Annotated in this window: 37 protein-coding genes; 17 read left to right on the top strand and 20 right to left on the bottom strand. The window is 58.3% G+C overall.

All coding sequences use genetic code 11. The annotated features are described in order from the left end of the window. Positions 1-19: 19 nt before the first annotated feature. The 19 genes from GAO09_RS19615 to GAO09_RS19525 form a co-directional block, all read right to left on the bottom strand. Positions 20-1,177 carry a hypothetical protein gene (locus tag GAO09_RS19615; RefSeq protein WP_153356282.1) on the bottom strand — a complete coding sequence of 386 codons (1,158 nt, stop codon included), beginning with the start codon at positions 1,175-1,177 and terminating at the stop codon, positions 20-22. Further along, positions 1,152-1,367 (bottom strand): hypothetical protein, encoded by a 216-nt coding sequence (locus tag GAO09_RS19610; protein WP_153356279.1) that lies wholly within the window; start codon positions 1,365-1,367, stop codon positions 1,152-1,154. Before GAO09_RS19610 ends, GAO09_RS19615 begins: the two co-directional genes overlap by 26 nt. After that, entirely contained in the window at positions 1,364-1,531 is a 168-nt protein-coding gene (locus GAO09_RS19605; RefSeq protein ID WP_153356276.1) for a hypothetical protein, read from the bottom strand. The genes GAO09_RS19610 and GAO09_RS19605 overlap by 4 nt, the downstream gene beginning before the upstream one ends. Next, a complete protein-coding gene (locus tag GAO09_RS19600; protein WP_153356273.1) occupies positions 1,528-1,917 on the bottom strand; it encodes a hypothetical protein in 390 nt (129 codons plus the stop codon). Before GAO09_RS19600 ends, GAO09_RS19605 begins: the two co-directional genes overlap by 4 nt. After that, on the bottom strand, positions 1,914-2,339 hold the full coding sequence (locus tag GAO09_RS19595) for a hypothetical protein (protein ID WP_153356270.1): 426 nt from the start codon (positions 2,337-2,339) through the stop codon (positions 1,914-1,916). Before GAO09_RS19595 ends, GAO09_RS19600 begins: the two co-directional genes overlap by 4 nt. Continuing rightward, a complete protein-coding gene (locus GAO09_RS19590; protein ID WP_153356267.1) occupies positions 2,336-2,740 on the bottom strand; it encodes a hypothetical protein in 405 nt (134 codons plus the stop codon). Before GAO09_RS19590 ends, GAO09_RS19595 begins: the two co-directional genes overlap by 4 nt. Next, positions 2,737-3,120: an HNH endonuclease gene (locus GAO09_RS19585; protein WP_153356264.1), complete on the bottom strand. Its 384-nt coding sequence runs from the start codon at positions 3,118-3,120 to the stop codon at positions 2,737-2,739. Before GAO09_RS19585 ends, GAO09_RS19590 begins: the two co-directional genes overlap by 4 nt. Further along, positions 3,117-3,701: a J domain-containing protein gene (locus GAO09_RS19580; protein ID WP_153356261.1), complete on the bottom strand. Its 585-nt coding sequence runs from the start codon at positions 3,699-3,701 to the stop codon at positions 3,117-3,119. The genes GAO09_RS19585 and GAO09_RS19580 overlap by 4 nt, the downstream gene beginning before the upstream one ends. Then, positions 3,698-4,477, bottom strand: a complete 780-nt coding sequence (locus GAO09_RS19575; RefSeq protein ID WP_235938320.1) for a recombination protein NinB — start codon at positions 4,475-4,477, stop codon at positions 3,698-3,700. Before GAO09_RS19575 ends, GAO09_RS19580 begins: the two co-directional genes overlap by 4 nt. Then, positions 4,474-5,085 carry a lambda exonuclease family protein gene (locus GAO09_RS19570; protein WP_153356258.1) on the bottom strand — a complete coding sequence of 204 codons (612 nt, stop codon included), beginning with the start codon at positions 5,083-5,085 and terminating at the stop codon, positions 4,474-4,476. The genes GAO09_RS19575 and GAO09_RS19570 overlap by 4 nt, the downstream gene beginning before the upstream one ends. Further along, on the bottom strand, positions 5,082-5,828 hold the full coding sequence (locus GAO09_RS19565; RefSeq protein ID WP_153356255.1) for an ERF family protein: 747 nt from the start codon (positions 5,826-5,828) through the stop codon (positions 5,082-5,084). The genes GAO09_RS19570 and GAO09_RS19565 overlap by 4 nt, the downstream gene beginning before the upstream one ends. After that, positions 5,825-6,430: an HNH endonuclease gene (locus tag GAO09_RS19560; RefSeq protein ID WP_153356252.1), complete on the bottom strand. Its 606-nt coding sequence runs from the start codon at positions 6,428-6,430 to the stop codon at positions 5,825-5,827. The genes GAO09_RS19565 and GAO09_RS19560 overlap by 4 nt, the downstream gene beginning before the upstream one ends. After that, entirely contained in the window at positions 6,418-6,708 is a 291-nt protein-coding gene (locus GAO09_RS19555; protein WP_153356249.1) for a phosphoheptose isomerase family protein, read from the bottom strand. The genes GAO09_RS19560 and GAO09_RS19555 overlap by 13 nt, the downstream gene beginning before the upstream one ends. After that, positions 6,701-7,039 carry a hypothetical protein gene (locus GAO09_RS19550; protein ID WP_153356246.1) on the bottom strand — a complete coding sequence of 113 codons (339 nt, stop codon included), beginning with the start codon at positions 7,037-7,039 and terminating at the stop codon, positions 6,701-6,703. Before GAO09_RS19550 ends, GAO09_RS19555 begins: the two co-directional genes overlap by 8 nt. Then, the gene (locus GAO09_RS19545) at positions 7,036-7,662 is read right to left on the bottom strand and encodes a hypothetical protein (protein WP_153356243.1); all 627 of its coding nucleotides are present in this window, start codon (positions 7,660-7,662) and stop codon (positions 7,036-7,038) included. Before GAO09_RS19545 ends, GAO09_RS19550 begins: the two co-directional genes overlap by 4 nt. Next, positions 7,659-7,925 carry a hypothetical protein gene (locus tag GAO09_RS19540; protein WP_153356240.1) on the bottom strand — a complete coding sequence of 89 codons (267 nt, stop codon included), beginning with the start codon at positions 7,923-7,925 and terminating at the stop codon, positions 7,659-7,661. Before GAO09_RS19540 ends, GAO09_RS19545 begins: the two co-directional genes overlap by 4 nt. Beyond that, entirely contained in the window at positions 7,922-8,347 is a 426-nt protein-coding gene (locus GAO09_RS19535) for a hypothetical protein (protein WP_153356236.1), read from the bottom strand. Before GAO09_RS19535 ends, GAO09_RS19540 begins: the two co-directional genes overlap by 4 nt. Further along, a complete protein-coding gene (locus GAO09_RS19530) occupies positions 8,344-8,688 on the bottom strand; it encodes a hypothetical protein (protein WP_153356233.1) in 345 nt (114 codons plus the stop codon). The genes GAO09_RS19535 and GAO09_RS19530 overlap by 4 nt, the downstream gene beginning before the upstream one ends. A gap of 102 nt (positions 8,689-8,790) precedes the next feature. Continuing rightward, positions 8,791-9,108, bottom strand: coding sequence for a hypothetical protein (locus tag GAO09_RS19525; protein WP_153356230.1), 318 nt, complete (start codon positions 9,106-9,108; stop codon positions 8,791-8,793). A 196-nt stretch (positions 9,109-9,304) separates the two neighbouring features. Between GAO09_RS19525 and GAO09_RS19520 the strand changes: the two genes are divergently transcribed. Then, complete coding sequence (locus GAO09_RS19520; protein WP_153356227.1) at positions 9,305-9,727, top strand: hypothetical protein; 423 nt, start codon at positions 9,305-9,307, stop codon at positions 9,725-9,727. A gap of 233 nt (positions 9,728-9,960) precedes the next feature. Here the strand turns inward: GAO09_RS19520 and GAO09_RS19515 are convergent, their stop codons facing one another. After that, complete coding sequence (locus GAO09_RS19515; RefSeq protein ID WP_209018768.1) at positions 9,961-10,596, bottom strand: LexA family protein; 636 nt, start codon at positions 10,594-10,596, stop codon at positions 9,961-9,963. Between the two features lie 111 nt (positions 10,597-10,707). Here GAO09_RS19515 and GAO09_RS19510 point away from each other — a divergent pair, with 111 nt between their 5' ends. The 16 genes from GAO09_RS19510 (at position 10,708) to GAO09_RS19435 (ending at position 21,155) form a co-directional block, all read left to right on the top strand. Continuing rightward, complete coding sequence (locus GAO09_RS19510; RefSeq protein WP_153356224.1) at positions 10,708-10,962, top strand: hypothetical protein; 255 nt, start codon at positions 10,708-10,710, stop codon at positions 10,960-10,962. Next, positions 10,911-11,864, top strand: coding sequence for a phosphoadenosine phosphosulfate reductase domain-containing protein (locus GAO09_RS19505; RefSeq protein WP_209018767.1), 954 nt, complete (start codon positions 10,911-10,913; stop codon positions 11,862-11,864). Before GAO09_RS19510 ends, GAO09_RS19505 begins: the two co-directional genes overlap by 52 nt. Beyond that, positions 11,861-12,217, top strand: coding sequence for a hypothetical protein (locus tag GAO09_RS19500; protein WP_153356219.1), 357 nt, complete (start codon positions 11,861-11,863; stop codon positions 12,215-12,217). The genes GAO09_RS19505 and GAO09_RS19500 overlap by 4 nt, the downstream gene beginning before the upstream one ends. Positions 12,218-12,409: 192 nt before the next feature. After that, positions 12,410-12,742, top strand: coding sequence for a hypothetical protein (locus GAO09_RS19495; RefSeq protein ID WP_153356217.1), 333 nt, complete (start codon positions 12,410-12,412; stop codon positions 12,740-12,742). A 218-nt stretch (positions 12,743-12,960) separates the two neighbouring features. Continuing rightward, positions 12,961-13,377 (top strand): hypothetical protein, encoded by a 417-nt coding sequence (locus tag GAO09_RS19490; RefSeq protein ID WP_153356214.1) that lies wholly within the window; start codon positions 12,961-12,963, stop codon positions 13,375-13,377. Next, positions 13,374-13,937: a hypothetical protein gene (locus GAO09_RS19485; protein ID WP_235938318.1), complete on the top strand. Its 564-nt coding sequence runs from the start codon at positions 13,374-13,376 to the stop codon at positions 13,935-13,937. The genes GAO09_RS19490 and GAO09_RS19485 overlap by 4 nt, the downstream gene beginning before the upstream one ends. 90 nt (positions 13,938-14,027) lie before the next feature. Further along, a complete protein-coding gene (locus GAO09_RS19480; protein ID WP_153356211.1) occupies positions 14,028-14,609 on the top strand; it encodes a winged helix-turn-helix domain-containing protein in 582 nt (193 codons plus the stop codon). After that, on the top strand, positions 14,606-15,232 hold the full coding sequence (locus GAO09_RS19475; protein ID WP_153356207.1) for a hypothetical protein: 627 nt from the start codon (positions 14,606-14,608) through the stop codon (positions 15,230-15,232). Before GAO09_RS19480 ends, GAO09_RS19475 begins: the two co-directional genes overlap by 4 nt. Continuing rightward, on the top strand, positions 15,229-16,389 hold the full coding sequence (locus GAO09_RS19470; protein ID WP_153356205.1) for a DNA-methyltransferase: 1,161 nt from the start codon (positions 15,229-15,231) through the stop codon (positions 16,387-16,389). The genes GAO09_RS19475 and GAO09_RS19470 overlap by 4 nt, the downstream gene beginning before the upstream one ends. After that, a complete protein-coding gene (locus GAO09_RS19465) occupies positions 16,386-17,870 on the top strand; it encodes a DnaB-like helicase C-terminal domain-containing protein (RefSeq protein ID WP_153356201.1) in 1,485 nt (494 codons plus the stop codon). Before GAO09_RS19470 ends, GAO09_RS19465 begins: the two co-directional genes overlap by 4 nt. Before the next feature lie 101 nt (positions 17,871-17,971). Then, a complete protein-coding gene (locus tag GAO09_RS19460) occupies positions 17,972-18,865 on the top strand; it encodes a DNA cytosine methyltransferase (RefSeq protein WP_338015090.1) in 894 nt (297 codons plus the stop codon). Continuing rightward, positions 18,862-19,191 (top strand): hypothetical protein, encoded by a 330-nt coding sequence (locus tag GAO09_RS19455; protein WP_153356195.1) that lies wholly within the window; start codon positions 18,862-18,864, stop codon positions 19,189-19,191. The genes GAO09_RS19460 and GAO09_RS19455 overlap by 4 nt, the downstream gene beginning before the upstream one ends. After that, a complete protein-coding gene (locus GAO09_RS19450) occupies positions 19,188-19,814 on the top strand; it encodes a GcrA family cell cycle regulator (RefSeq protein ID WP_153356192.1) in 627 nt (208 codons plus the stop codon). The genes GAO09_RS19455 and GAO09_RS19450 overlap by 4 nt, the downstream gene beginning before the upstream one ends. Then, a complete protein-coding gene (locus GAO09_RS19445) occupies positions 19,811-20,086 on the top strand; it encodes a hypothetical protein (protein ID WP_153356188.1) in 276 nt (91 codons plus the stop codon). Before GAO09_RS19450 ends, GAO09_RS19445 begins: the two co-directional genes overlap by 4 nt. Further along, the gene (locus GAO09_RS19440; RefSeq protein WP_153356184.1) at positions 20,083-20,538 is read left to right on the top strand and encodes a hypothetical protein; all 456 of its coding nucleotides are present in this window, start codon (positions 20,083-20,085) and stop codon (positions 20,536-20,538) included. The genes GAO09_RS19445 and GAO09_RS19440 overlap by 4 nt, the downstream gene beginning before the upstream one ends. Further along, a complete protein-coding gene (locus GAO09_RS19435; RefSeq protein WP_153356181.1) occupies positions 20,535-21,155 on the top strand; it encodes a hypothetical protein in 621 nt (206 codons plus the stop codon). The genes GAO09_RS19440 and GAO09_RS19435 overlap by 4 nt, the downstream gene beginning before the upstream one ends. The last annotated feature ends 5 nt before the right edge of the window (positions 21,156-21,160 follow it).

Below are 21,160 nucleotides of genomic sequence, written 5' to 3'. Positions count from 1 at the left end.
TCACTCGTGTCAGATCATGTCACTTGCGCTTTTCAGCACGTGCTTCGGCCACCTTGCGGCTCGCCTCCAATCCGTCGCCTCTGCTGTAGCGTCGGGTGGTCTTTGTCGTGGTGTGGGTTGCTAATTCCCTGGCTGCCTCAAGAGACCCTGTCGCTTCGACCGTCTCCGAAACGGCACCAGCCCGAGAGTCCATAGACCACACGTCCGATGGAACGCCGGCCGCATCGCGCACCTTCTTGAATTTCTCGGTGTAACGATTCTCCCAGTACGGCTTTCCGTGATCCTCATCGATCACCACCGGACCAATGTCCGGTATACGATAAGCCGCCATGGCTTCCCCGACTAGGGCATAGCTTTTCAAATCTCTCGCTACCGCGGCACCTGTCTTGCTCGTCTTGAGTGTCAGGATCATTTCTTTTGAAATGTCCTTGGCCATTAGGCCTGACCAGCGGAACTCCCCACCTTCAGGCGTAGGTGCCCATTCCCCGATTACGTCGATACGGCGCAAAGCTGTCTCGAACTTCAGAGCTTCGACAAATCCTATCGAGGGGCAGCCCATCTCAATGCTTTGCCTCACGATCGCCTGGCATTGCTCGTAGGTCATTGCGACCGTACGAGGAGCGGGCTGTTCAAAGCGCATGTCGGATAGGATCATTCTGGCCTGAGCGCATCCGTGGAGGCGTTCTCCTGCTCCGTAGGAGATTATCACCCGCAGAAGCTTAATTGCGCCTGACGCTCGTCTGTGGCCTTTCCTGCGCCAGTCCGCGTACCACCGCTTGAAGTCAGATGCGACCAAACGGTCGATACGCCTTTTCCCAACGCTCTTGTCGAGAACGCGCAGGCTCGGCTCGTAGTCACGGATCTTGGTGGAGTGCTTGACGCTGTGCAGCGAGCTCGTCTTGTCGTAGCGGTAGCACTTGATCAGAGACGAGATTGTTCCGTCGAACTCGACAGGTGCGTCCAGTAGGCGGAATTCCTCACGCAACTGATTCGTGAGACGCTGGCACTCTGCTGCGATCTGCTCGTCGGTGCTGTCGTCGGGCAGTCTTATCGTGGAAAGGCTGGGTGAGCAGCCCTTAACCGCTCTGCGCGGGTTCCAGTAGTGGACGATCGTGCCGTCCTTGTTCGCCCGGTACTGGTATCCGGGCCTATCAGTCCTCAAAGTTCTCTTCTCCATCTGGGGCGAGATTGCCCAGCGGGAGAATGCGGGGCCGGCCATGGTCGACGTCAACCGCCTCTGGCCTGTGGATATCTGGAATAGCGGTAACAACCAGTGATCTGATATCAATCGTTACCGCCATACCCTGGCTTTTGGCTGCCCGGAATATGCGCTCCATGTCAGCTTGCCGGAATGCGGCTCGGGTCATCTGTTCCTCTCCTCCCACACTCCATAGCCCTTGCCGAACAGGCATGCGCCCATGGCCATGAGTATTGCCGCCATTACGCCCGTCCCCTCGGGCGGGAACAGGACGCCGACAAATCCAACCAGCGCCGTCGCAGCACCCATCTTCATCAATGCTTCTGGTCTCATTCGCCACCCCCAAGCGTCCTCGTTTGCGGGGATGGCGAGGCTTCGATGACATCCAAATCCTTCGCCCGGTGGTATGCGGCGATCAATGGAACGCCGAACGTATCAGCACAGTGCCTGATCTTGCCTTGCTCTTCGGGTGACAGCGCGTTGAACTCGTCTTCCCAGCCCGTTGTATTCGTTTCGGGCGGCGGCGGTTCCATGACGTCGCTGTAAGGGTAGGTATCGACCGTGCCGCCGGTCTCTTCGCCGGTTTCGAGGTCGACGACGGGCGAGCCTTCCAGGCATGCCGCGTGGCAGGTGCCTTCGGTGATGTCGCTGGCACAGATATCGTCCGGCTTGAACGGCTCGGCGCAGATCGGGCAGTTGTGGATGTCAGGATTTGTCACGCTGCGACCCTCACAGTTGCGGATTGGCAGAACTTTTTGAAGCTGAGGTCGGCGAAGCAATCCGAGATATCGAGCCAAAGGCTGTATCGAGCTTTCGACGCGCTCTCAGCGACGACGGGCTGGGTGAATCCATTGAATGAGACGTCGAAAATACGATGCTTGTCGCCAATCTCTATCAAGTGGCGCTTGAGCGCTTCACGACCGGCCTGGTTGACAAAGAAGAATGTCAGCCGTCCCGGATCTGCGCTGGGATGCCTGTCCCAATAGGGCGATGCGTCGAAGGCTTTTCCTTCTTTGCTATCGGCATCCGTTGCGAAGTGGTTGCGATATGTCTCACCGGTGGGATCTACCGGACGGCCAAGGGCGTGATCGATGTGATCCATCGCCTTGTCTTTGAGGGAACGGTTGACCTGCTTGCTCATGGCTGGCCCTCCGTGGTGAGTGCTGGAGCAATCCGGCGCTGATAGACACGCTCCAAATAGGCTTTCGCCTCGTCATAGCTGTCTTCGTAGATCGTGCCCTGATGCTCGCCGGGCTTCATGATGTAGGTTCCACCACCTGGGAAATGCCAGACTTCCCACTTACCAAGGATGCTATCGGCTACGGCGGCTTCGCGATCCGTGACAGCCAACGCTCTCCATTCGAGCGGCTTCACCCGCAAATGATCCTGGGGCGATGGTGTACCTACCGTCTGAGATTGGGAGAGGAACGGCAGCAGTGCCTCAGCAAGTGCGCCGGCCCCAAGAGAATGATTGCCGTCCACGCGACGGATTTCTTGAGCAAGTGCGTCAACGTCGATTGCGGTGAGTGCTTCGGTGGTCATGTCCGGTTCCCTCCGACGATTTCTCCTGTGTCCCGGCGCACTACGGTGCCGTCCATCAGGCGCTTGAATTGTGGATGGGAGAGTGATGACTTGGCCTTTGCCACGCCGATGTGCTTGGCCTTGACCCGCTTCGCCTTCGCGATGGCGGAAACGTCCACCTTGTCCTTCTTGCGGCGGCAGGTTTCGTGGGCCGGTGCGCAGTTCGCGTCCTCGTCTTCACCGCCCAGCCCCAAGGCCCTCAGATGCTCAACGGTCCACGCCTCGCGCACACCGTCGATCTTGGTCTGGCAGAGGCAACAAACGCCGCCATGAGCCTCCCATATGCGAAGGCGACGGGTCGGAGACATTGATCGGCGCTTTGTGGTGCCAACGTCTGTCATGCCTTGATCTCCTTAAGGGCTTCTGCGCGAGCGGCATTCAGTTCGGCCATTGCTTCCGTGCTGCCGCCGGCGTCTGGGTGAGCAGCCTTGGCCTTTCGGCGAAACTCGATATCAATGCCTTCTCGGTCAGGGTTGGCACCGGCCGGGAAGCCAAGCACTTCGCGCCATGTTTTCTTGGCGCCAGGAGAGGGCAAAGCCGTGAATCCGGTAAAGGCACGCTCCAGCATGTCGGAAGCGCCCCATCGCTCAATGCCGCGAATGGCCTCGATGGTCTTCTCCAGCGCCCGAATATTGTCCTTGATCCGGTCCCACCGGTCACAGGCGAACACCCGCTGCTGGCCCTTCCATTCGAAGTAGACGGCAACGCCTTTGTCTGCCGGTTCGCGTTGATTGGCGTAGGGCAGGCCATCACGGCGAAGCTCAAGATCGCTAGAGAGGATTGGCAGCCGGCCACCAAGCAAACGGATTTGCTCCATGAGCCCGTCGCGTGCCGAGGTGAATGGTACATCGAAGCGAGAACGCGTCGGCTGCTTGGTGCGCGGCCATCCGTGCGGCCATGAAAGTGGGAACGCCTCAATCATGCCTCGCCTCCGATATCAGCGGCCTTGCAGTCGAGCACCTCAGCGAAGTGCTGGAACGCGCTGGCTCGCAATGATGGGTAAACCTTCGGGTCCGCCTTGATCTGAGCGTCAGCAGACACGAAGAACGATTTCAGGTGGTCGTGAAGGTCGGGGTGTAGTGTTTCCTTCCAACCGTCCTTCGCCGCTTCCAGCACAGATCTCTTGGCCTGGGGCTCAAGTTCTTTGATAGCTGGTATTTCCATGAGCTTGCGGCAGCACTCGATCAGCTCCGCCTTATTCAGCGGAGATATGGGTGAGCCGGAGGCGGGGGAAACCTCCGGCTTTGCTGACGACGTGATGGGGGCGTCATCAGCTTCCGGCGAGGGGCTGCCGGAATTGGTGTCTGGCTGCGGTTCCTTGAATGTGACCGGGTGCTCTGGATCGGCGCCGAAGGCATAGATGGCCTCGATCATGTTGCTCATCTCGTCCACGGTCATGGTCGATGTGTGGATGCCGAGCGGGACAACGGTGCCGGGGTCGATGCCTGGAACCACCTGAGCCTTGCGGAGCGAGGCGGTGAACATGTTCTTCCAGTCTTCGACCTTCAGCTTTGTGCCGTACCAGACGACTTGGTTTGCCACCTCGCCAAGCATGGCGTGCATCTTGGCGCTCTGTTCGTGGCTGCGGGTCTTCTTGCGGAACTCGACAATCGTGCCTTCATCGACGTTTCGCGCCCATGTAGCGATCCGTTGGCGATCTTCCGGCCCGTTGATGGTGACTGTCTGGCGGTTCATCATGCCGCCTCCTTCACGCCATAGCGCTGGATCCGCTCGACAAGCGCAGCCAGTTCGTCGTTGAACCGGTCGATCTCGTCAGCCATGGTCTTGATGTAATCCTCGTCACGGTACACGCGGACGGTCAGTATCGGCAGCTTTGGCCAGTAGGAAACGAAGTCCCACCAATCCCGCTCGGACAGCCATATGTTGCCATGAACCTGAGCCTTATGCTCTGGCGGCAGGCGGTCGCGCTCAAGGCGATCGATCTGGATATGAGGCAGAGCGGTCTTGATCTCTAAGCCTCCGTTGTTCCCCACCAGACTATCAGGGCTTGCTCCCTTGTCGCCATTGCGGATGAATCCGACCCGCCGTATTTCAGCGCTCTCCACGAACGCATACGTCTGACGGGCTTCATCTTCCATCTGGTTGCCACGTTCGGTGTGGCCGTTGGAAAAGCTCTCCTGCGGTTCACCAGTGAGGATTTCCCCGGCCAGCTTGCGCATGTACTCGCTGCGGGTCTTTCCCTCGCCCTTGGCCATCACCGTGGCAAACTTGCTTGCTGTGGGGATGCCCATGCGGGCACGGAACCATTCTCCCTCTCCCTGCTCGAAATCAAAGACCTGCATCATGACGCGACCCTCTGACCCAGCTTTGCTTTCTTCTGATTGAGCAGGCGCACGGCGCTATCGAACTGGCTGGCCAGCATGTCGGCAACGGAGTCGATCTTGCCCATTTGGCAGAACTGAGCGATGTCCGATTCAGTCTCTTCGATGAGCTGCAGGACCGTCTTTACCTGTTCGGGCGTGATCGTGCGGTTCTGGTCGTCCGACCGGCCGGCAGCGCGGCCGTCATCGTCTTCCGATGCGGAAAGACCGAGCGAAGCCATAAGTGAATAGCGCGACAGATACGTGATCGTGCTGCCGATGGCCTGGATAGCGTTCTTATTGCCGGTGGTGTCCGAGGGTGCCGAAAGCGTCGTTTCCTCTGAGTGGCCATCCTCGTGGGATAGAACGCAGGTCACGGTGATCTTATCGATCTGAGTGGTCTTGAAGCGATAGGACAGGCCGTATTCCGAAAGGATCGGATCGACCATGCGGGCGATTGCGGAGAAGTCAGCATAGCGCTTGCTGTTGTGGCCGGTCGCATTCTTGACCACAGGCGACATGCGGGACTTGGCCTTGGAAATGGCAGCATCGAATGCCTTGCGGGCCTGCTTGGCATCTTCCCGGTCGCGAAGGTCCATCATCTGCTTGAGGATGTCGGCTGACACGCCCATCTCCAGAGCGCGGCCCACCATCTCCATGGGTGTCATCGGTGCGGCTGCCTGTGCAGGCATGTTCTCTGTGCGCTGGATATCGATTGCGGTGGTCATTTTTTTCTCCCATGTCCTGAATGGAATCCGTGATCACGTTCTGCGGCAAGTCGAGCGGCGATAGCCTGCTCTCGAGTGTCGAAGTTTCCGATGTGATGAAGCTTTTTCTTGGAACCTATCCGAGCCCGCCATTTACCTATGCGGGGTAGGAAAGAGACGCCCATGACGCCAGAAGCATTTCGTTGGTCTAAGCGCTTGTTCTTGGCGTTGCCTTCGAAAGAAGTGACGCGAATATTGACGAACCTATTGTCGGTACCGTCACCATTCTCATGATCTATTGGACCATTTGGCAGAGTCCCGGTATGGATGACGTAGGCTATCTGGTGGGCAAGGACGTCCTTCCCCTCCACCTTGATGCGGATGTAGGTATTTTTGCCATTTTTACTTTTACGGCCTGCGATCTGACCTACACGAACAATACCACTTGGCTTTCTCTTCCACCTAACCAGGCCAGTCTCAGGCTCATATTCGAACCAATAGTTTGCGACACGAAATATGAATGCCTGTCGTGCCTCCATTTTCTGTCTTGCCTGAGCGACGACGCCGAGCGCCAAGCCGCCGATTGATCTTTCATTGCCGAGTGGGTCAATTATCTCAGCCATGTCACCCGGCTTTCTTGCGTGCGGAGATCATCGGCCTTGTAGTGCCGGTCGAGATGAATGGCTCCCCAAGCCGATCCGACAACGCCGCAGATCGCGATGGCGACGACGATGGTGTCTCGCGCTGTCGGCCCTACGACTGGAGCCGGCCGTTCCTTCTTGAAAGTTCCGAGGTCGCGGCCTTTGCGCTTCTGTTCAGCGGCGAAGCTCTGGCAATCAGCGGCAGACTGGCAGAGGCAGCCGTCGAACTCGCGGATCATGCAGGGGTGGTCTTCAGCCATCGTAAGCCTCCCGCATCATCTCGCGCTTGTGGTCAGCGGCGTCGGCGAAGGCCATTTCGTGCTGATCGGCAGCTTCACCCATGAGCCAGTTCTTGAACTCGGAACGGCTGGTCATGCGGTCCTCGATAGACCAAGGAAGCTGGATCTCGTCGGTGCCGTCGAAGAAGCGGACCTTATCGACCTCGACGGCGGGTTCTTCTGCCGGATCGATCTCGGTGGCCTTGCTGCCCGGATGGACCGTGAAGGTGATCACCATGTTGATTTCTATCTCGGTGCCGCATTCCCATCCACTGATGGCTACGGTCTGTTCGGCGCGATACTTCTTGCTCATGCCGCGTCTCCCTTGAGAGCTGCGCGGGCGGTGAGAAGCGCGAAGGCCGGATAATCGACGTGAGTTTCAGGCCATGGAAAGCCGAACTGGCCGCTTTCACCTGCGATATGTTTCAGCGCCGCCTTCAGCTTCTCGATCTCGTCTCGGGCGGCGTTCAGTTCGTTGTCGAGGCTGGAAATCTGCTCTGCCGGCGAAAGGTGCTTCCGGTTTTCCGGGTACGGGCACGCTTCCCAGAAGTCATCGATATCCGACAGGGCATCTAGACCATCGCTGCACTCGCGACGAAGGCGAGCCAGTTCGGCGTTCGCTGCCTCGATCTCGGCATCCTTGGCGGCAAGTGCGGCGCGCAGATCACGACATACCTCGTATGGATCGCGCTCCATCTTGTTGATGTCGCCCTTGGGCAACATGGCATCGAAGGACCACCCATCCATGTCGTTGACGAGGTCATGCAGTCGGTCGGCGTGGTTCGTGCTGCCGAAGTAACGGCGGTCGCCTTCGTCTGCTACGTGATCAACGACTTCCTGAATGGCCACGCGGGCTTCATCGAGAAGAGTGATGATCGAGCGATATTTGCCCTTAAACAGATTCCGCTCTGCGGTGAGTTTTTCGATCTCGCTCATACCGGCACTCCTGCATCGGAGAGGCCAGCGCAGGGCTTGAACATGGGAACGTCGGTGCGGGGAGAAGATGCCGTGTCTGGCGAGACTTTCTCGACGCGGTAGCCGATCTCGTGAGCAAGCATCGGAAGCGCGGCCAATGCCATGCAAACTCGTGTCTCTGCATGCTTGGTCATACCGGCATCTGCAAAAGCCAGAGCTACATCCAATTCCTTGCTCATGGCGCGGGCAGCCGCTGCGGCCCGGTAAATCTCGATCGTGTTCATCGAACTGCCTCCCCATAAGCTCGGCCAGTGCCTTGCGTGCGGTTGTTAAGGGTGGAATAGGGACGGGTGACCGGCTGGCGGGCTTCTGCTTCCAGATCGTCCTTCCAGAGCTTCCATGCGCGGCTGCCGGTGACGAAGGCCGGGAAATCGGGTGCATCATTCAGCTCGACGCCCATCTTTTCTTCGCGGGCATAAAGCCAAAGGCGGGCGCATTCCTCGGTGATGTCCTCGGAAACCCATGTCTCGACATTCAGGCGGCGAACGGCGACAATCTCGTCATCCGCCAGTTCGTCCAGAATTTCTGCCGGCGTCATCGACTTGCCGAAGAACGAGCTTTCGCGGACGTAGCTGCGCTTGATGGTCTGGCTGCAGACGACGGCAATAAGGGTCTCGTCCGCCTGAATGGTGTGGGTGCGGGTCATGACCGGCCCTCCGCTTTCGCGATGGCGGCGCGCAGTTCAGAGATTGCTTCGTCGCTAGCCTTCCGCAACTCGGCGTCCGAACGTCCTGTGACAATCCTCTCCAAAGTCGTCTTGGACTTCAGATCGTCAAAAGCACCAATTAGCTTTTTTGCGGCAAGCAGGAACTCAGGGGCGGCGGCGATAAGGAGAGCGTTGGCTTGCTCTTCACTAAACGGCATAGCGTGTGACATCGCGCAGTCTGCGATCTGACGCTCGCCTTCGCGGTCATTGTCGTCTGGGAAAACATCCGTGCTATTGAATACCTTCCAAGGCCCCGGCGTATGCTTCACTGTGTCTGTCATTGTCATGCCTCCATGAGGTCGAATTGGGTGGGCCTTTGGCGTCGGGCCTTGCGACGGATAGCTTTCGATATCGCCTCGACGGGGAGGCGATGCCGAAGGCGGTCAGGCGGCGCGGAGGATTGCTTTGGCGCGCGGATCGTCGGGGTAATAGCCGTACTTTTCAGGCCAATCGCCGCACATGCCGGCCATGATCAGGCGGGCCGTGAGATCTGCTTCTTCACGGGTGGCTGGCGTTTTCTGCAGACCCATGATGTCGCGTGGGATCAGAAATTCTTCTGTTTTCAGGAGCTGGATCGCCGTTTCGCCGACAAGACCGTTTGCGCCCCAAGCAGTGTCTATTTTCTTTGCGTCGAGTAGCTGTATTGCCTTCCGGCAAGCTGCCTTCTCGAGATCCAAATGCCTGACTTCAATCTTTGCCATACTGATCCCATCCTCTCTCTCAGCGAAGCTCAGGTGAGCCGTTAGTTCGCTGCTGGTGTGAGCAAGAGATCGGAGCCAAGATGCTCTTCTTCGTCTCGCTGTCTGATCCTTTTATACTCGGGACAAATCCCGAATGCAAGGGAATAATCCCGAATAATTATTGCCTAGTCGGGAAATGTCCCGTATAGCATTGGAAATGAAGCCGGAAAATTTTCAGCCAGCATTGACGGGAAAGCATCGTAAGGCCGTGGAGACGCGGGCGATTCGATACCCGAACCGATGGGCGCCATCGGCATCAGAGCGGCACCAGCAATTCAAGGATTGGCGCTACGTCGCCATGCAGGTGCTGAACAAGCGCGGTGGCTCATTCAGGATCATCGCGATATTGGAAGAGGTCTTTGATTTCGACGCGTGCGAGTGCTGGGAGACGAACGAGGAGTTCGCCCTAGCTGGCGGTCACTGCACGACAAAAACTGTCTCGCGTGAGTTGGGCGTGCTTAAGGGCTTCGGCCTGATAACGGCAGAACCTGGCTGGATCGAAAAGTCTGGGAAGATGACGAAGGGACGCCGCATCCGGCTATCTGTCCCTTCTGACCTTAGTGGCATACACGTCCGCTGATTTTTTAAGACCATCCTCAAAAGCAAAAGCCTGTGAGCTATCCACGGATGCAAGGATCAATCGTGGTTACGGCGGGCGCGAATGCGCTCGCTTTGGGTCAAGGGGCGAAGCTCCTTGCGGGGTGTGGGGTGGAACCCCATGAAAGCTACGCTGCGCGCGCACGCGTAAGGAGGGACCACGGGTGTCCATATGAATCGCTCAAATCATAGGGACCACGGGTGTCCATATGAATTTCAGAGGATTGCGCGCTTGTAGCTGCCTGTGACGATGCCCTTCACGAGGATTTCTGTCCCGCCGTCACCTTCCAATGGGATGGCCTTGTGGCGAGCATTGGAGCTGCGCGGGACAAGCATCTGGACGCCATCGATCGTTTCCACGGCTTTCAGCGTCATCTCGACCAGTGGGCCGTTATGGCGCTCGACGTGTATGATGTGCCCGTCCTTCAGGCTTAGGCCGCTATCCCAGAAATCGACGCAGGTCACGAAACACCCGTCAGGATATTCCAGGTCCATCGAGTCCCCGATCACCTCAAGCGCATACTGCTTTGCGTGTGGGAAACGCTGATCGCGGGCCACAGGGATGATTTCTCTCTCGCTTTCCTCGTCGATGACGCTGCGATCGATCCAGTTGCCAGCTTGAATGGACCCGACGACATCCAGACCTTCGACGGTCTTTGGCTTGGCCGGCGACTTGTCGAATTCGGCCGATGAGGTGAACCAGTCGAGGTTGGTATCGAGTGCGGCCGCAAGGCGTTCAAGCTTCTCGACGCCGGGGTTCTTCGACTTCCCGCGAAGGATATCGCGCACAAAGCTTTCGCCCAGTCCAGCCTTCTTGGCGGTCTGAAGCGCATTCATGTTCATCAAATCCATTCGGATTTTCAGGCGTTTTTGCAGAGACGTTTCCATACCGGAGTATCGCATTTCGGGAAATATCACGTCCATCGGGAAGTATCCCTTGACAATTCGGGACAAATCCCGAATATGAACGTCATGACCCAGCAACCAGAAATCACCGCACACGAGATCAGGACTAGCCTGATCGCTCGCGCCGAAGCGTTCCGCAAGGCGACCAAGACAAGCTTCTCGGCAATGAGCATCGCTGCCGTGAACGATAGCAAGTTCCTTTCGCGCGTCGAGAACCCCGAGCTGGGTTTCAACATCAAGACGTACCAGCGGATGGTCGAGTGGCTGAACGAAGCCGAGCAGAAACACCAGACCGAACAGGTGTCGGCATGAACCCGTACCTCATCACCGGCCCAGCGCTGATCTCGTTCTCCGGCGGTCGCACCTCGGCCTTCATGCTCCACGAGATACTCAAAGCGTATGATGGCAAGCTGCCTGATGATGTGGTGGTTGTCTTCGCAAACACCGGCAAGGAGCGCGAAGAGACGCTGAGGTTCGTCCATGAGTGCGGATCGCGCTGGAATGTGAAGATCCATTGGCTTGAGTATACCGCCGATGGCTACGACGAGGTCGGCTTCAACAGCGCCGCTCGCCTCGGTGAGCCATTCAAGGCTCTTATCGACAAGAAGGGCTATTTGCCGAACGCAGTCACCCGCTTCTGCACAAGCGAACTCAAGGTCCGCGTGATGAAGCAGTTCTGCCTCAACCTTGGCTGGACCCATTGGACGAATGTCATTGGCCTTCGTTACGACGAGGGGCACCGAGTTCTCAAGCAACTTGCGGCAAATGACGCGCGCAAGGAACGCTGGACGACCTCCATGCCAATGGCGAAGGCGCATCACACGAAGCGTGGTCACGTACTGCCTTTCTGGCTGGGCGAGAACGCCGACCCTATCAACCTGACGCACGATCTGCCCCAAGGGTTCGATCTCGGTATCCGAGACTACGAGGGCAACTGTGATCTTTGCATGCTCAAATCGCGCGGCGCTCTTAAGCGGCTGATCCGCGACAACCCAGGCATTTCCGATTGGTGGCAGGAGCGTGAAGCATCCATCACCATGCGCAGCGCCAAAGCCACGGAAGCTGGTCGCCGCTTCACCACGGAATACAGCTATGCCGATCTTGAGCGCGAAGTAGCGGCTCAGCCGTTCATGCCCGGTCTTCTGGATGATGAAAATTACGAGTTTGACGTGGAGTGCGGCCTTCATTGCGCACCCGAAAGCGAGGCCGCATGACCTCTCTCACCGACATGCCGGCGGATATCGTAGAGGCGGCGCGATCGATCGTGAAGAAGATCCGCGAGGAAGGCTGGGAAGGTGCGGGCGTCGTCGTCGGTCTCTCCGAAGCCATCCTCGCAGAGCGCCAGCGCGACCAGTGGCAGGACATCGCCACGGCTCCGAAGGATGGGACCGAGATCCTCGTCTGCCTGACCCATAATATCTCTGCTGACGAATGGGTGACCCTTCAGTGGGTCGATAGCCAGATACCCGGCGCGAGATGGCCGGTCTGCGAAAGCAGGATCGACATACCGTTCCTGCCAACGATGTGGCGACCGCTTCCAGCTCCTCCGAAATACGAGGACGACTGACATGCGCACCGTCACCAACCCCGACGTTCTCCGCATTATGCGCCAGCCCCGCGAGGACTTCGGCCATCGCGGCCCCACAGAAGACCCAGCAGACACGAAAGCAGCCCAAGGCGACCTAGACGCGCAGATGGCAGTCGAAGCCACTCCTCGCTCGCCTGTGTGGGAACGGAAAGACACGAAGAGGAACAGGGCATGAGCATTTTCCGAGTGGGCCAGAAGGTCGTTCTGGTTGATGTTTCGAGCAGAGACGGTGGGGAAACCCGGAAGCAGTGGGAGATGGCTGGAGCGATCTATCCTGACCAGAACGCCGTCTACACAGTCAGAGGCATTGTCTATCATTCGATTACCGGTGTGGAGATGATCCATCTGCAGGAAATCGACAACACGCCGATCTGCAAGGTTCTGAACCTGATGTTGGAGCCGGCCTTCGAATCGTACCGGTTCCGTCCGGTTGTCGATCGCAAGACCGATATCTCGATCTTCAAGTCTCTGCTCACCCCATCCAAACAGCCGGTGTCAGCATGACAATCTTCCTCGCCCTCACTGGCTGGTTCCTGACAACGCTGCCTCTGGCCGTCGCTGTCGGCAAATTTCTCAAACATCGGAACCGGGAACCCTCGGTCTGAAAGCCAAAGAGGGACGCGCGCCGCAGCCTGCAAGCATGTCGCGCTGTCCTCCATGAGCATACCGCCGAAAGGCAATCCCGCCGTCCGACAAGGGCAAACCTAACAGGATGGCGGAACATGACGCGTCAAACTTCAGACCACCAGAAGACAATTAGCGAAAACGAAAACAGGGCCAAGTTGATGAGTACCCTCGAATTTTCAAACGATCTGACAGCGAGTTACGCGCGTCGAATGGTTGAGCTTGAGAGCCGCGGCAATGGCGATCAGCTCAACGCAATTGAGAGAGTCGCCAGGCATTGCGGCATTGGCACACGTGCTCTCCGGCGTCTCATGAACGGTGAGACGAAAGACCCAAGCATCAGCGTCTTCGGGCGCGTCCGCTCCGCATACTTAGACCTGTGCGAGCGGCAGATAAGCAGACTGAAACACGAGGTCGAAATCGACAAGGCGAGGTACGGCGATGCTGCTTTTGCAGATCTTGGTCGCGAGATTCAAACACTGGCTGAGAAGGTCAGACAAGCGAAAGGAAAATGACGATGGCGACAGCAGGGCATAATTCAAACGAACTGACGGACAAGGAGCGCCAAGCTCTGTTTGCTCACCACGTCCGCACGGACATCAGCATCGAGGCCAAGATTGCCGAGCTGCGGGAGCAGAAGAAGGCGAACCGGAAGCTGGCCCAGAATGACGGCTTCCCCTCTGCCAAGATCGATCACTACACCAAGGCCCTGCAAGCCGAAGACAAGCAGAAGCCGGTCGATAAGCACCGGTCGGAGAAGGAAAATCTCATCTGGCTTGGCCTGATCCACGAAGACCCGAACGGCGATCTGCTGGCGGACCGCGCCACCAAGGAACAGAAGATTTTCGCCGCAGGGCAGGCGGCAGGCCTCATGGCGCGCGATCGGGTGTCGAATTACGACGCCGGCAGCGTGGACGACAAGACGTGGCTCTCCGGCTGGGATGATGGCCAGCGCATCGTTCGCGAGAACCTTGAAAGCGCGATGAACAAGCGCAACGCGGCCAAGGCGGTGTCGAACAAGGAAGAGCCAGCGTCTGAAGAGGACCCATTCCCCGACGCTGACACTGTTCACTGAAGTTCCTCCCGGCGGCTTTTCATCCCCGCAAGCCGCCCAACTAGCCGCGCAAATGCGGCGCTCTCTTTCCCTCAATATGGAGCGCATTCCATGCAGGCCGAAAAAAGCTTTCCTGAAATCCCCGCCAAGCGTAATGCGTTGATCTGCCCTTGCTGCCTCCAGTTTGTCGAGGATGTGCGGTTTCTGGTCGATCCGAACACATGCCAGATCACGAACGGCGACAAGACTATCAAGCTCTCTCGTCAGCAGTTCAATCTAGCGAAGTATCTGACCGACTGCTTCCCTCGCATGGCCACCAAAGAGGCTATCTATGACGCAGTGTTTATGGGCGAGAACGGCGAAGGCCCAGACATCAAGATTGTGGATGTCATTGTGTGCAAGATCAGACCGGCTATGGCCGACGTCGGTCTCGTCGTGGAAACCGTATGGGGCAAGGGCTACAAGCTTGTCGAGGCTGATGCGTCGGAAGCGCTGCTGATCAAAGAGGCGAGCATTCGCAACCGCGCGGCCGGCACCACGCGCCGATGGAGCGACGATCTCGACAACGAGTTGCTTGGCCTTATGCGCCGCAAGATGAAGGTCGCTCAGTGCGCCTCAATCCTCAAGATGCCGTACATGGCCGTTGAGCGGCACTACAAGAAGCTCAAGCCTCTGCTGGAGTCGGCGGCATGACCTACATCATCGGCTTCGACCCCTCCAAGAGCACTGGTTGGTGCCTCTACAGCCCAGATCGCCGCAAGGCAGACGGTAACTTCTCCCACATCGAATGCGGCGTCTTCCAGATGCCTGACGGCGCTGACCACTACTATACTGGCGACCAGATCGGATTGAAGACCACGGCGCTCCTGCGGGCGCACAAGGAAGCGCATGGCGCATATCCGAAGTTCGCAGTGCTTGAGCAGCAGATCCTCGCCAAGGTCGGCAACACCAGCGCCGACGCCATGATTTATCCTTGGGTCGCGACCTCTGCCATCGTCGCCACGCTCGCCAACTTCGGCATCCCCTACGGCACGCTAATGCCCGCCTCCTGGCGCAAGTCGTTCTTCGGTGAAGGCTTCAAGCCTCCTGTCGATAAGAAAGGCAAGAAGGACTGGAAGTCAGCCGCGGTCGATGAATGCGAGCGTCTGGGCATCCAGCTTCCTAAGCAGAAGGCTCTTGGCCACAACGCGGCCGAAGCATGCGCTCTCGCGATTTGCTGGGGCGTCCGCGACATGAAGGTCCACGCCGGCCGGTATCACGAGCCTTGGCTGAAACTCATCCAGCAGCGCAATGAGCGCCCATCGGTGGCAGCATGAGCCAGACACGAACTCTTCTCGACGGGCGCTGCACCATGCATGTTGGTGACTGCATTGAGGTCATGCGGTCTATGCCGGCGAACTCGGTCGATTGCGTCGTGACATCGCCACCCTATTGGGGACTGCGCGACTATGGCGTTGTCGGTCAGATCGGTCTCGAGCCGACGCTGGGCGAACACCTCGAGGTTATGGTCAACGTCTTCCGTGAGGTCTGGCGCGTGCTGAAGCCCGCCGGGACGCTCTGGCTGAACTATGGTGACTGCTATGCCACGACGCCAAATGGAAAGTCGGCGGCAGCCTATAAGGCAGACGGAACAGACGATCGTACGTTTCGCGACAAGCCATTCTCAACGATTGGCGGCGTGCTGAAGTCAAAAGACCTCTGCATGATACCGAACCGGTTGGCGATCGCGCTGCAGGAGGATGGCTGGTACGTCCGATCTGAGATCATCTGGCATAAGCCAAATCCCATGCCGGAATCGGTTTACGACCGTCCGACCACATCGCACGAGAAAATCTGGCTCCTGACCAAGGGAGAAGATTACTTCTATGCGCACGAGGAGATCCGCGAGCCGGTCACCGGTACCGCACATGCTCGCAAGCCGGGGCCTAACAGTCGACAGAACGTCGATCGAGTTCCCGTGTCTCGCAAGAAATCACAAACGGGCGTTGGCTGGGGCAGACTGGACAAGATCAATCCTGCGGAATCCGATCGAGGACGCGATCGTATCAGCAAGATGGCTGATGAAAACGACCCGTTTCGCAAGAACAAGCCATCATTTGCCGCCGCTACTGGCGATCTGGTCGAAACTCGCAACGCTCGAAACGTCTGGTCGATCGCGCCAAAGGCTTTTCGCGAAGCGCACTTCGCCACGTTCCCGCCGGCACTTGCCGAACGTTGCATGAAGGCAGGTACGCCGAAGCAGATATGCGCGTGCTGCGGATCTGCCGCTGGCTGTGGTCCAATCTGTGAAGTCTTCGGTACCGAACCTGGCATCGTCTTCGATCCCTTCGGTGGTGCCGGTACGGTCTCGCTCGTAGCCGAGCAGCTCGGCCTTCGCAGCGTCATGATCGAACTGAACCCCGAATACGCGGACATTGCCGAGCGCCGGATTACTGGCGGGCTTTCCTCGATCGAGAATGAGGAAGCAGCATGAGCGGCCCCGTAGATCGCAGCCAGTTCGACCGTATCACCGAGGACGATGCCTTTGAGGCTTCCGAAGTGTTCTTGGCCTGCATGCTGACGAATAATTCCATCCTGACCGATTGCGGTCTGGAGTTCGAGGACTTCGCCGAAGAGATACACCAATTGGTTTTCAAGGAAGCGATCGAGCTGTTCCGGAGCGGGCAGCCGGTTACCGCCATATCGCTGAAGCCTTTCCTTCCGAAGACTCTCAGCAAGTCGCGCAGCGGTAGGGCCGACTATGCCGGTGATGAGGGCGGCATGTCTCCGGCGCTTTATATGTCGCGCCTGATGAGCCTCGGCTTTGAGCCATCCACCATGCGCCGGCTTGATCCTTCCCTGCACATCATCAAGGGCATGTCCCTCGGTCGCCAACTGGCCAGAGAAGCCACCATCGCCGCGGAGATAGCCAAGGAAGGCCATAACCTCCTGACGCTGGACGATGAGATCGAACAGCTTGAGAAGCGCCTCAAGGAGCGCCGTCAGCGGCTGTCAGCCCTTAAGTCCGGCGCGTCCCCCGGCGCTTCGTATCTCGCTAAGTTTGAGGCATCCTCGCGGCGTGATGGCGTGGTCGGGGTGCCGATCGCTCTGCCCGAAATTCAGCGGGTGCTTTCGGAGCCAGCATTCGAGGCTGGAAACCTCTATGGCCTCCTGTCATCATCGGGTGAGGGCAAATCCAGCCTGACCATGCAGCTCATCTATCATGCTGTCGAGGAAGGCCATCCGGTTCTGTTCCTCTCCTACGACCAATCCTCGGATCAGTGCATCGGGCAGATGATTGCCCAGGTTCACGGCATCAGCATGAAGAAGCAGCGCGAGCCGACCCGACTGATGAGTGATCGGGAGCGTGATACCTGCGTGATGTTCGCCACGGCCATCAACAATCGGCCGCTCGATATCATCCGCTGCCAGCGCGAGGGCGTGGACAAGCTCGTCGCCTACGCCCGCCGTTTCATCAAGAAGCAGGCCAACGGCAAGACGCCATTCATCGTGATCGATCATATCGGCAAGGTTAAGCCTCGCGACCCAAAGCTCTCACCAGACCGCATCTCCGGTGAGGTAACCGTCGAGCTGAAGTCTCTAGCCTACGAGACGCAATCAGCGGTCCTCATCCTCAACCAGCGTAACGGCCTTGGCTCCAAGCGTGACAACCCGCGTCCGATCGCTGCCGACCTTTACGGCGGGGAGGGTGCCCGAGCTGACTACGACGCCGTCATGACCCTCTACCGGCCCGAGAAATACAAGAAGGAACGGGAGAAGGTCGCGGCCACCGCAAGCGACTGGAAGACCATCAACAGCGTGTTCGGCTCCGAGGTCGAAGGCGTTGCCGAGCTGGCATCGATCAAGGTGCGCTTCGGTGATCCGACCATTCAGGAGTTCGTCAACTTCGAAGCGGAGTTCACCCGCTACGTCTCCCCCAAACCCAAGCGGAACCAGCAGGAGTTGGGGCTTTGAGCGCGTATTACAACGAATTTGATCCATACGCGGCCCAGTGGCTTCGCAACCTCATCAGCAAGAACCTCATCGCACCTGGTGATGTCGATGAAAGGAGTATCGTGGATGTCCAACCGGATGACCTCAAGGGCTACACGCAGGTCCACTTCTTCGCGGGCATCGGTGGATGGTCCTATGCAGCTAGACTGGCTGGATTTCCTGACGATCGGGAACTCTGGAGCGGAAGCGAGCCATGCCAGCCGTACAGTGTCGCAGGCAAGGGCCTTGGCGAAGCCGACGACCGTTATCTCCGACCGCACGTCCACCGCCTCATCGCTGCACGACGACCGGCTGTCTATGTGGGAGAACAGGTTGCGGCTGCGGCTGGCAAGGATTGGCTCGACAGAGTGCATTCTGACATGGAAAGCATCCGTTACTCCTGCTGGTCGGCTGTTGTTCCGGCTTGTGCCGTCGATACGCCCCATCGAAGAGATCGACTTTGGTTTGTGGCCGACGCCGCGGGCGAACGAGGGGACCGGCGCGAAGGTGCCGCCGAACAGGCAAGGTGGTCTGGCATTAAAGCAGGCGGTGCAGGGCTGCTCTCTTTGGCCGACACCTCGGACGGCGGACGGGGAGAAGAATGTGCGAACTTCGGCCGGGACGATGCGCGAAATAGCCCGGAAAGGGTCTCCGCAGGACCTAATCCAGAGTGTTCATGTGAGCCTCTGGCCGACGCCAATGGCTCACGAAGCGCGCCTTGGCTACCAGCGCCGGATGGGGGATGCAAAAGGATCGCAGAAGTCCCTAACCACGGAAGCAACCGACGCTCTGGGCCTTGGGGAGAATGTGACTGGATTGCGGGAGCAGACGGAAAAGCCCGGCGCGCTGAATCCAGCATTCGTCTGCTGGCTCATGGGGTTCCAGCCCGAGTGGGAAAGCTGCGCGCCTACGGCAATGCCATCGTCCCGCAAGTCGCGGCAGAAGTGATCGGCGCTTACATGGAGATTGCAGCATGAACCAGTCAGCAGTTGAAGCGGTAGGGACGATCAACGGCTACGAGGCGCACTATCGCCCCGTATGGGCCGCGAGCTTCCGCAAGGTCAAGAACAAGGGCGTGACAGCCTATTTCACATCGGCACTGGCTGCCGAGGTCGCCGCTTGGCGCTTCCTTTACTCGATCGAGAGAAGGGTGATGAACCGGGATGGCGAGATCATCTTCGCGGCCAAGTCAGCTATCGACGGGATGACACCTGCCAAAAAGGCCAAGTTTGCCGCGGCTGATCGCAAGCTCTTCCTCGGCGGCGGCAAGGTAGTGGAAGTCGAGAGGAGGGCAGAGGCATGAACATCCAGAACTTCAAATGGACGGACGAAAACACAGCCAGACTGGCAAAGCTCAGCGCCGAAGGTCTGACGGCTCGCATGATCGGTGAGCGCATGGGCATCTCGCGCAACTCGGTCATCAGCAAGATCAACCGAACACCTGACCTGTCTTTCGTGAAGCCTCCGGTGAAGGGGGTAGAGGAGCCAGCCCCGCCGAAGCGCGCCGTCAACCCGATGACGCCTGAGATGGTCAAGAAGGCGTCAAGGCTATGGGCTGAAAAGAGGCCTGCAAAGGAGATCGCGGAAGCCATCGGCAAGTCGGTCTCCCAGTTGCTGAACTATGCCTACAGCAACCGCGATATTTTCCCGGCCAGACCTCGCGGCAGGACGAACTACAAAGTCAAGCGCGCACCATCGGCTGAACCGGCGCCGGATTGCATCGATCCCAGCATCTTCCTGCCACCGGCTGGCTATGACGCTGACCGGCTGTCTCACGGCAAGGAACTGCACGAACTGACGCGGCGGTGCTGCCACTGGCCACTGAACAACGGTGGTCCGTTCATCTTCTGCGCGGCTCCTACGCAAGTCATCAACGGGTATTGCGAGCACCATCGGGTGCGATCGGTGAAGGCGAGGGTGGAATGATTGAGCATCAAGAGCCTTTCGATGTAATGGTTCAGCGTAAGCGGGCTGCTCGCATGGATCGGATTGACCAATTGCCGCCCGCTTTGCGAGAGCTTGTCCACGATTACGGATTCACCGTGGTCGACAACTTTGTCCGCATGGGTGTCACCAAGCCGAAGCAGATCAAGCACCTTGTCGAATTGGTGCTCGATGAGTTCAGCCCTACCAGAGGGACCTTTTCGCAACAGGGAATAAGGACAGAAGTTGTCAGCCACTTGAGGGCCCAAGAATGACACCTCACCCTGAAGCGGAGCAGATACTGGCTGAGTTCGGCGTGGAGATTGTCGCCAAGAACGTGATGCCCAAGCACGGACAGACGAGGGCTGTCGCCTCGATCGACCGCATCAGGCGCCGCCATGGAGAGGCACACGCTCGTTTTGTCATTCTCACCCTTGTGGAGACCGCCAACAACAATACAGCGCTTGACGAGACGGGACTGTGGGCGACGAGCGATATCATCCTGGCATTCAGGAAGAATTTCCCCGACCTGATGGAAAACGACATCGATCGCTTCCTCTCATTCTTTGACAGGGTGCCAGTCGGAAGACTGCAGCTTTGGTGTTATGGTCTCGACGGGATTACGAACAAGCGTGCGGCCCTCGTCGGCCTCATTTGGGAAAGGGCCTGCCGAGTATTCCGTAAGGGCCAGATGGAACTCCTCGACGATAGAAGGATGACGGCATGAACGAGGCGCAGATCGCAGAGCTATTCATTCGAGCTGCTGAGGCGGATCGAAAGCTTCCCAACACAGCGAAGCCGGCAGCCATGAAGGCCATGAACGTCGGCTATGTTCACGACCGGGCAGACATGAACCAGTGGTTCGAAGAGGACAAGAAGGCTGCCAACTGGGCGTGGCTAGACCCGAAGAACCTCCGCAACACCACGAATGACATGGGCATATGGGCAGCCGCCATGGAGGTGATCAAGCTCTGCCCCAGCGAGACCCAGCGACGAGCACTATGGGCATGGGCACGATCGGAAGCCGGCGGCAAGGCTTTCGCCAAGTGGTGCAAGAGCGAGGAAGGCATCAGCCGACAGCTCGGAAATTATCGAAAAGACACGGCTATTTTACAAATTGCACGAGCTTTCGACCGCAAGCCATTGCAGCATAACGAAAACACCGATGAAGCGGACTTTACAAATCACCCCGAAATCGAGGATAAAAGGTCCATCATCGGAGTTTGGCGCCCAGAGGAAAGCAAGCCGGTCTGCGGTTTCGACGGCGCCCTTCAAGACTTCTCCTGGGCCGAAGCTCAGAACGCCAGGCGCCGCGAGCGCGAGGCACGCCGAAAGGCAGCATAATCTCA

Source organism: Endobacterium cereale, from assembly GCF_009617585.1.
Lineage (GTDB): Bacteria > Pseudomonadota > Alphaproteobacteria > Rhizobiales > Rhizobiaceae > Neorhizobium > Neorhizobium cereale.
This window is presented reverse-complemented; position numbering and strand designations above follow the sequence as displayed.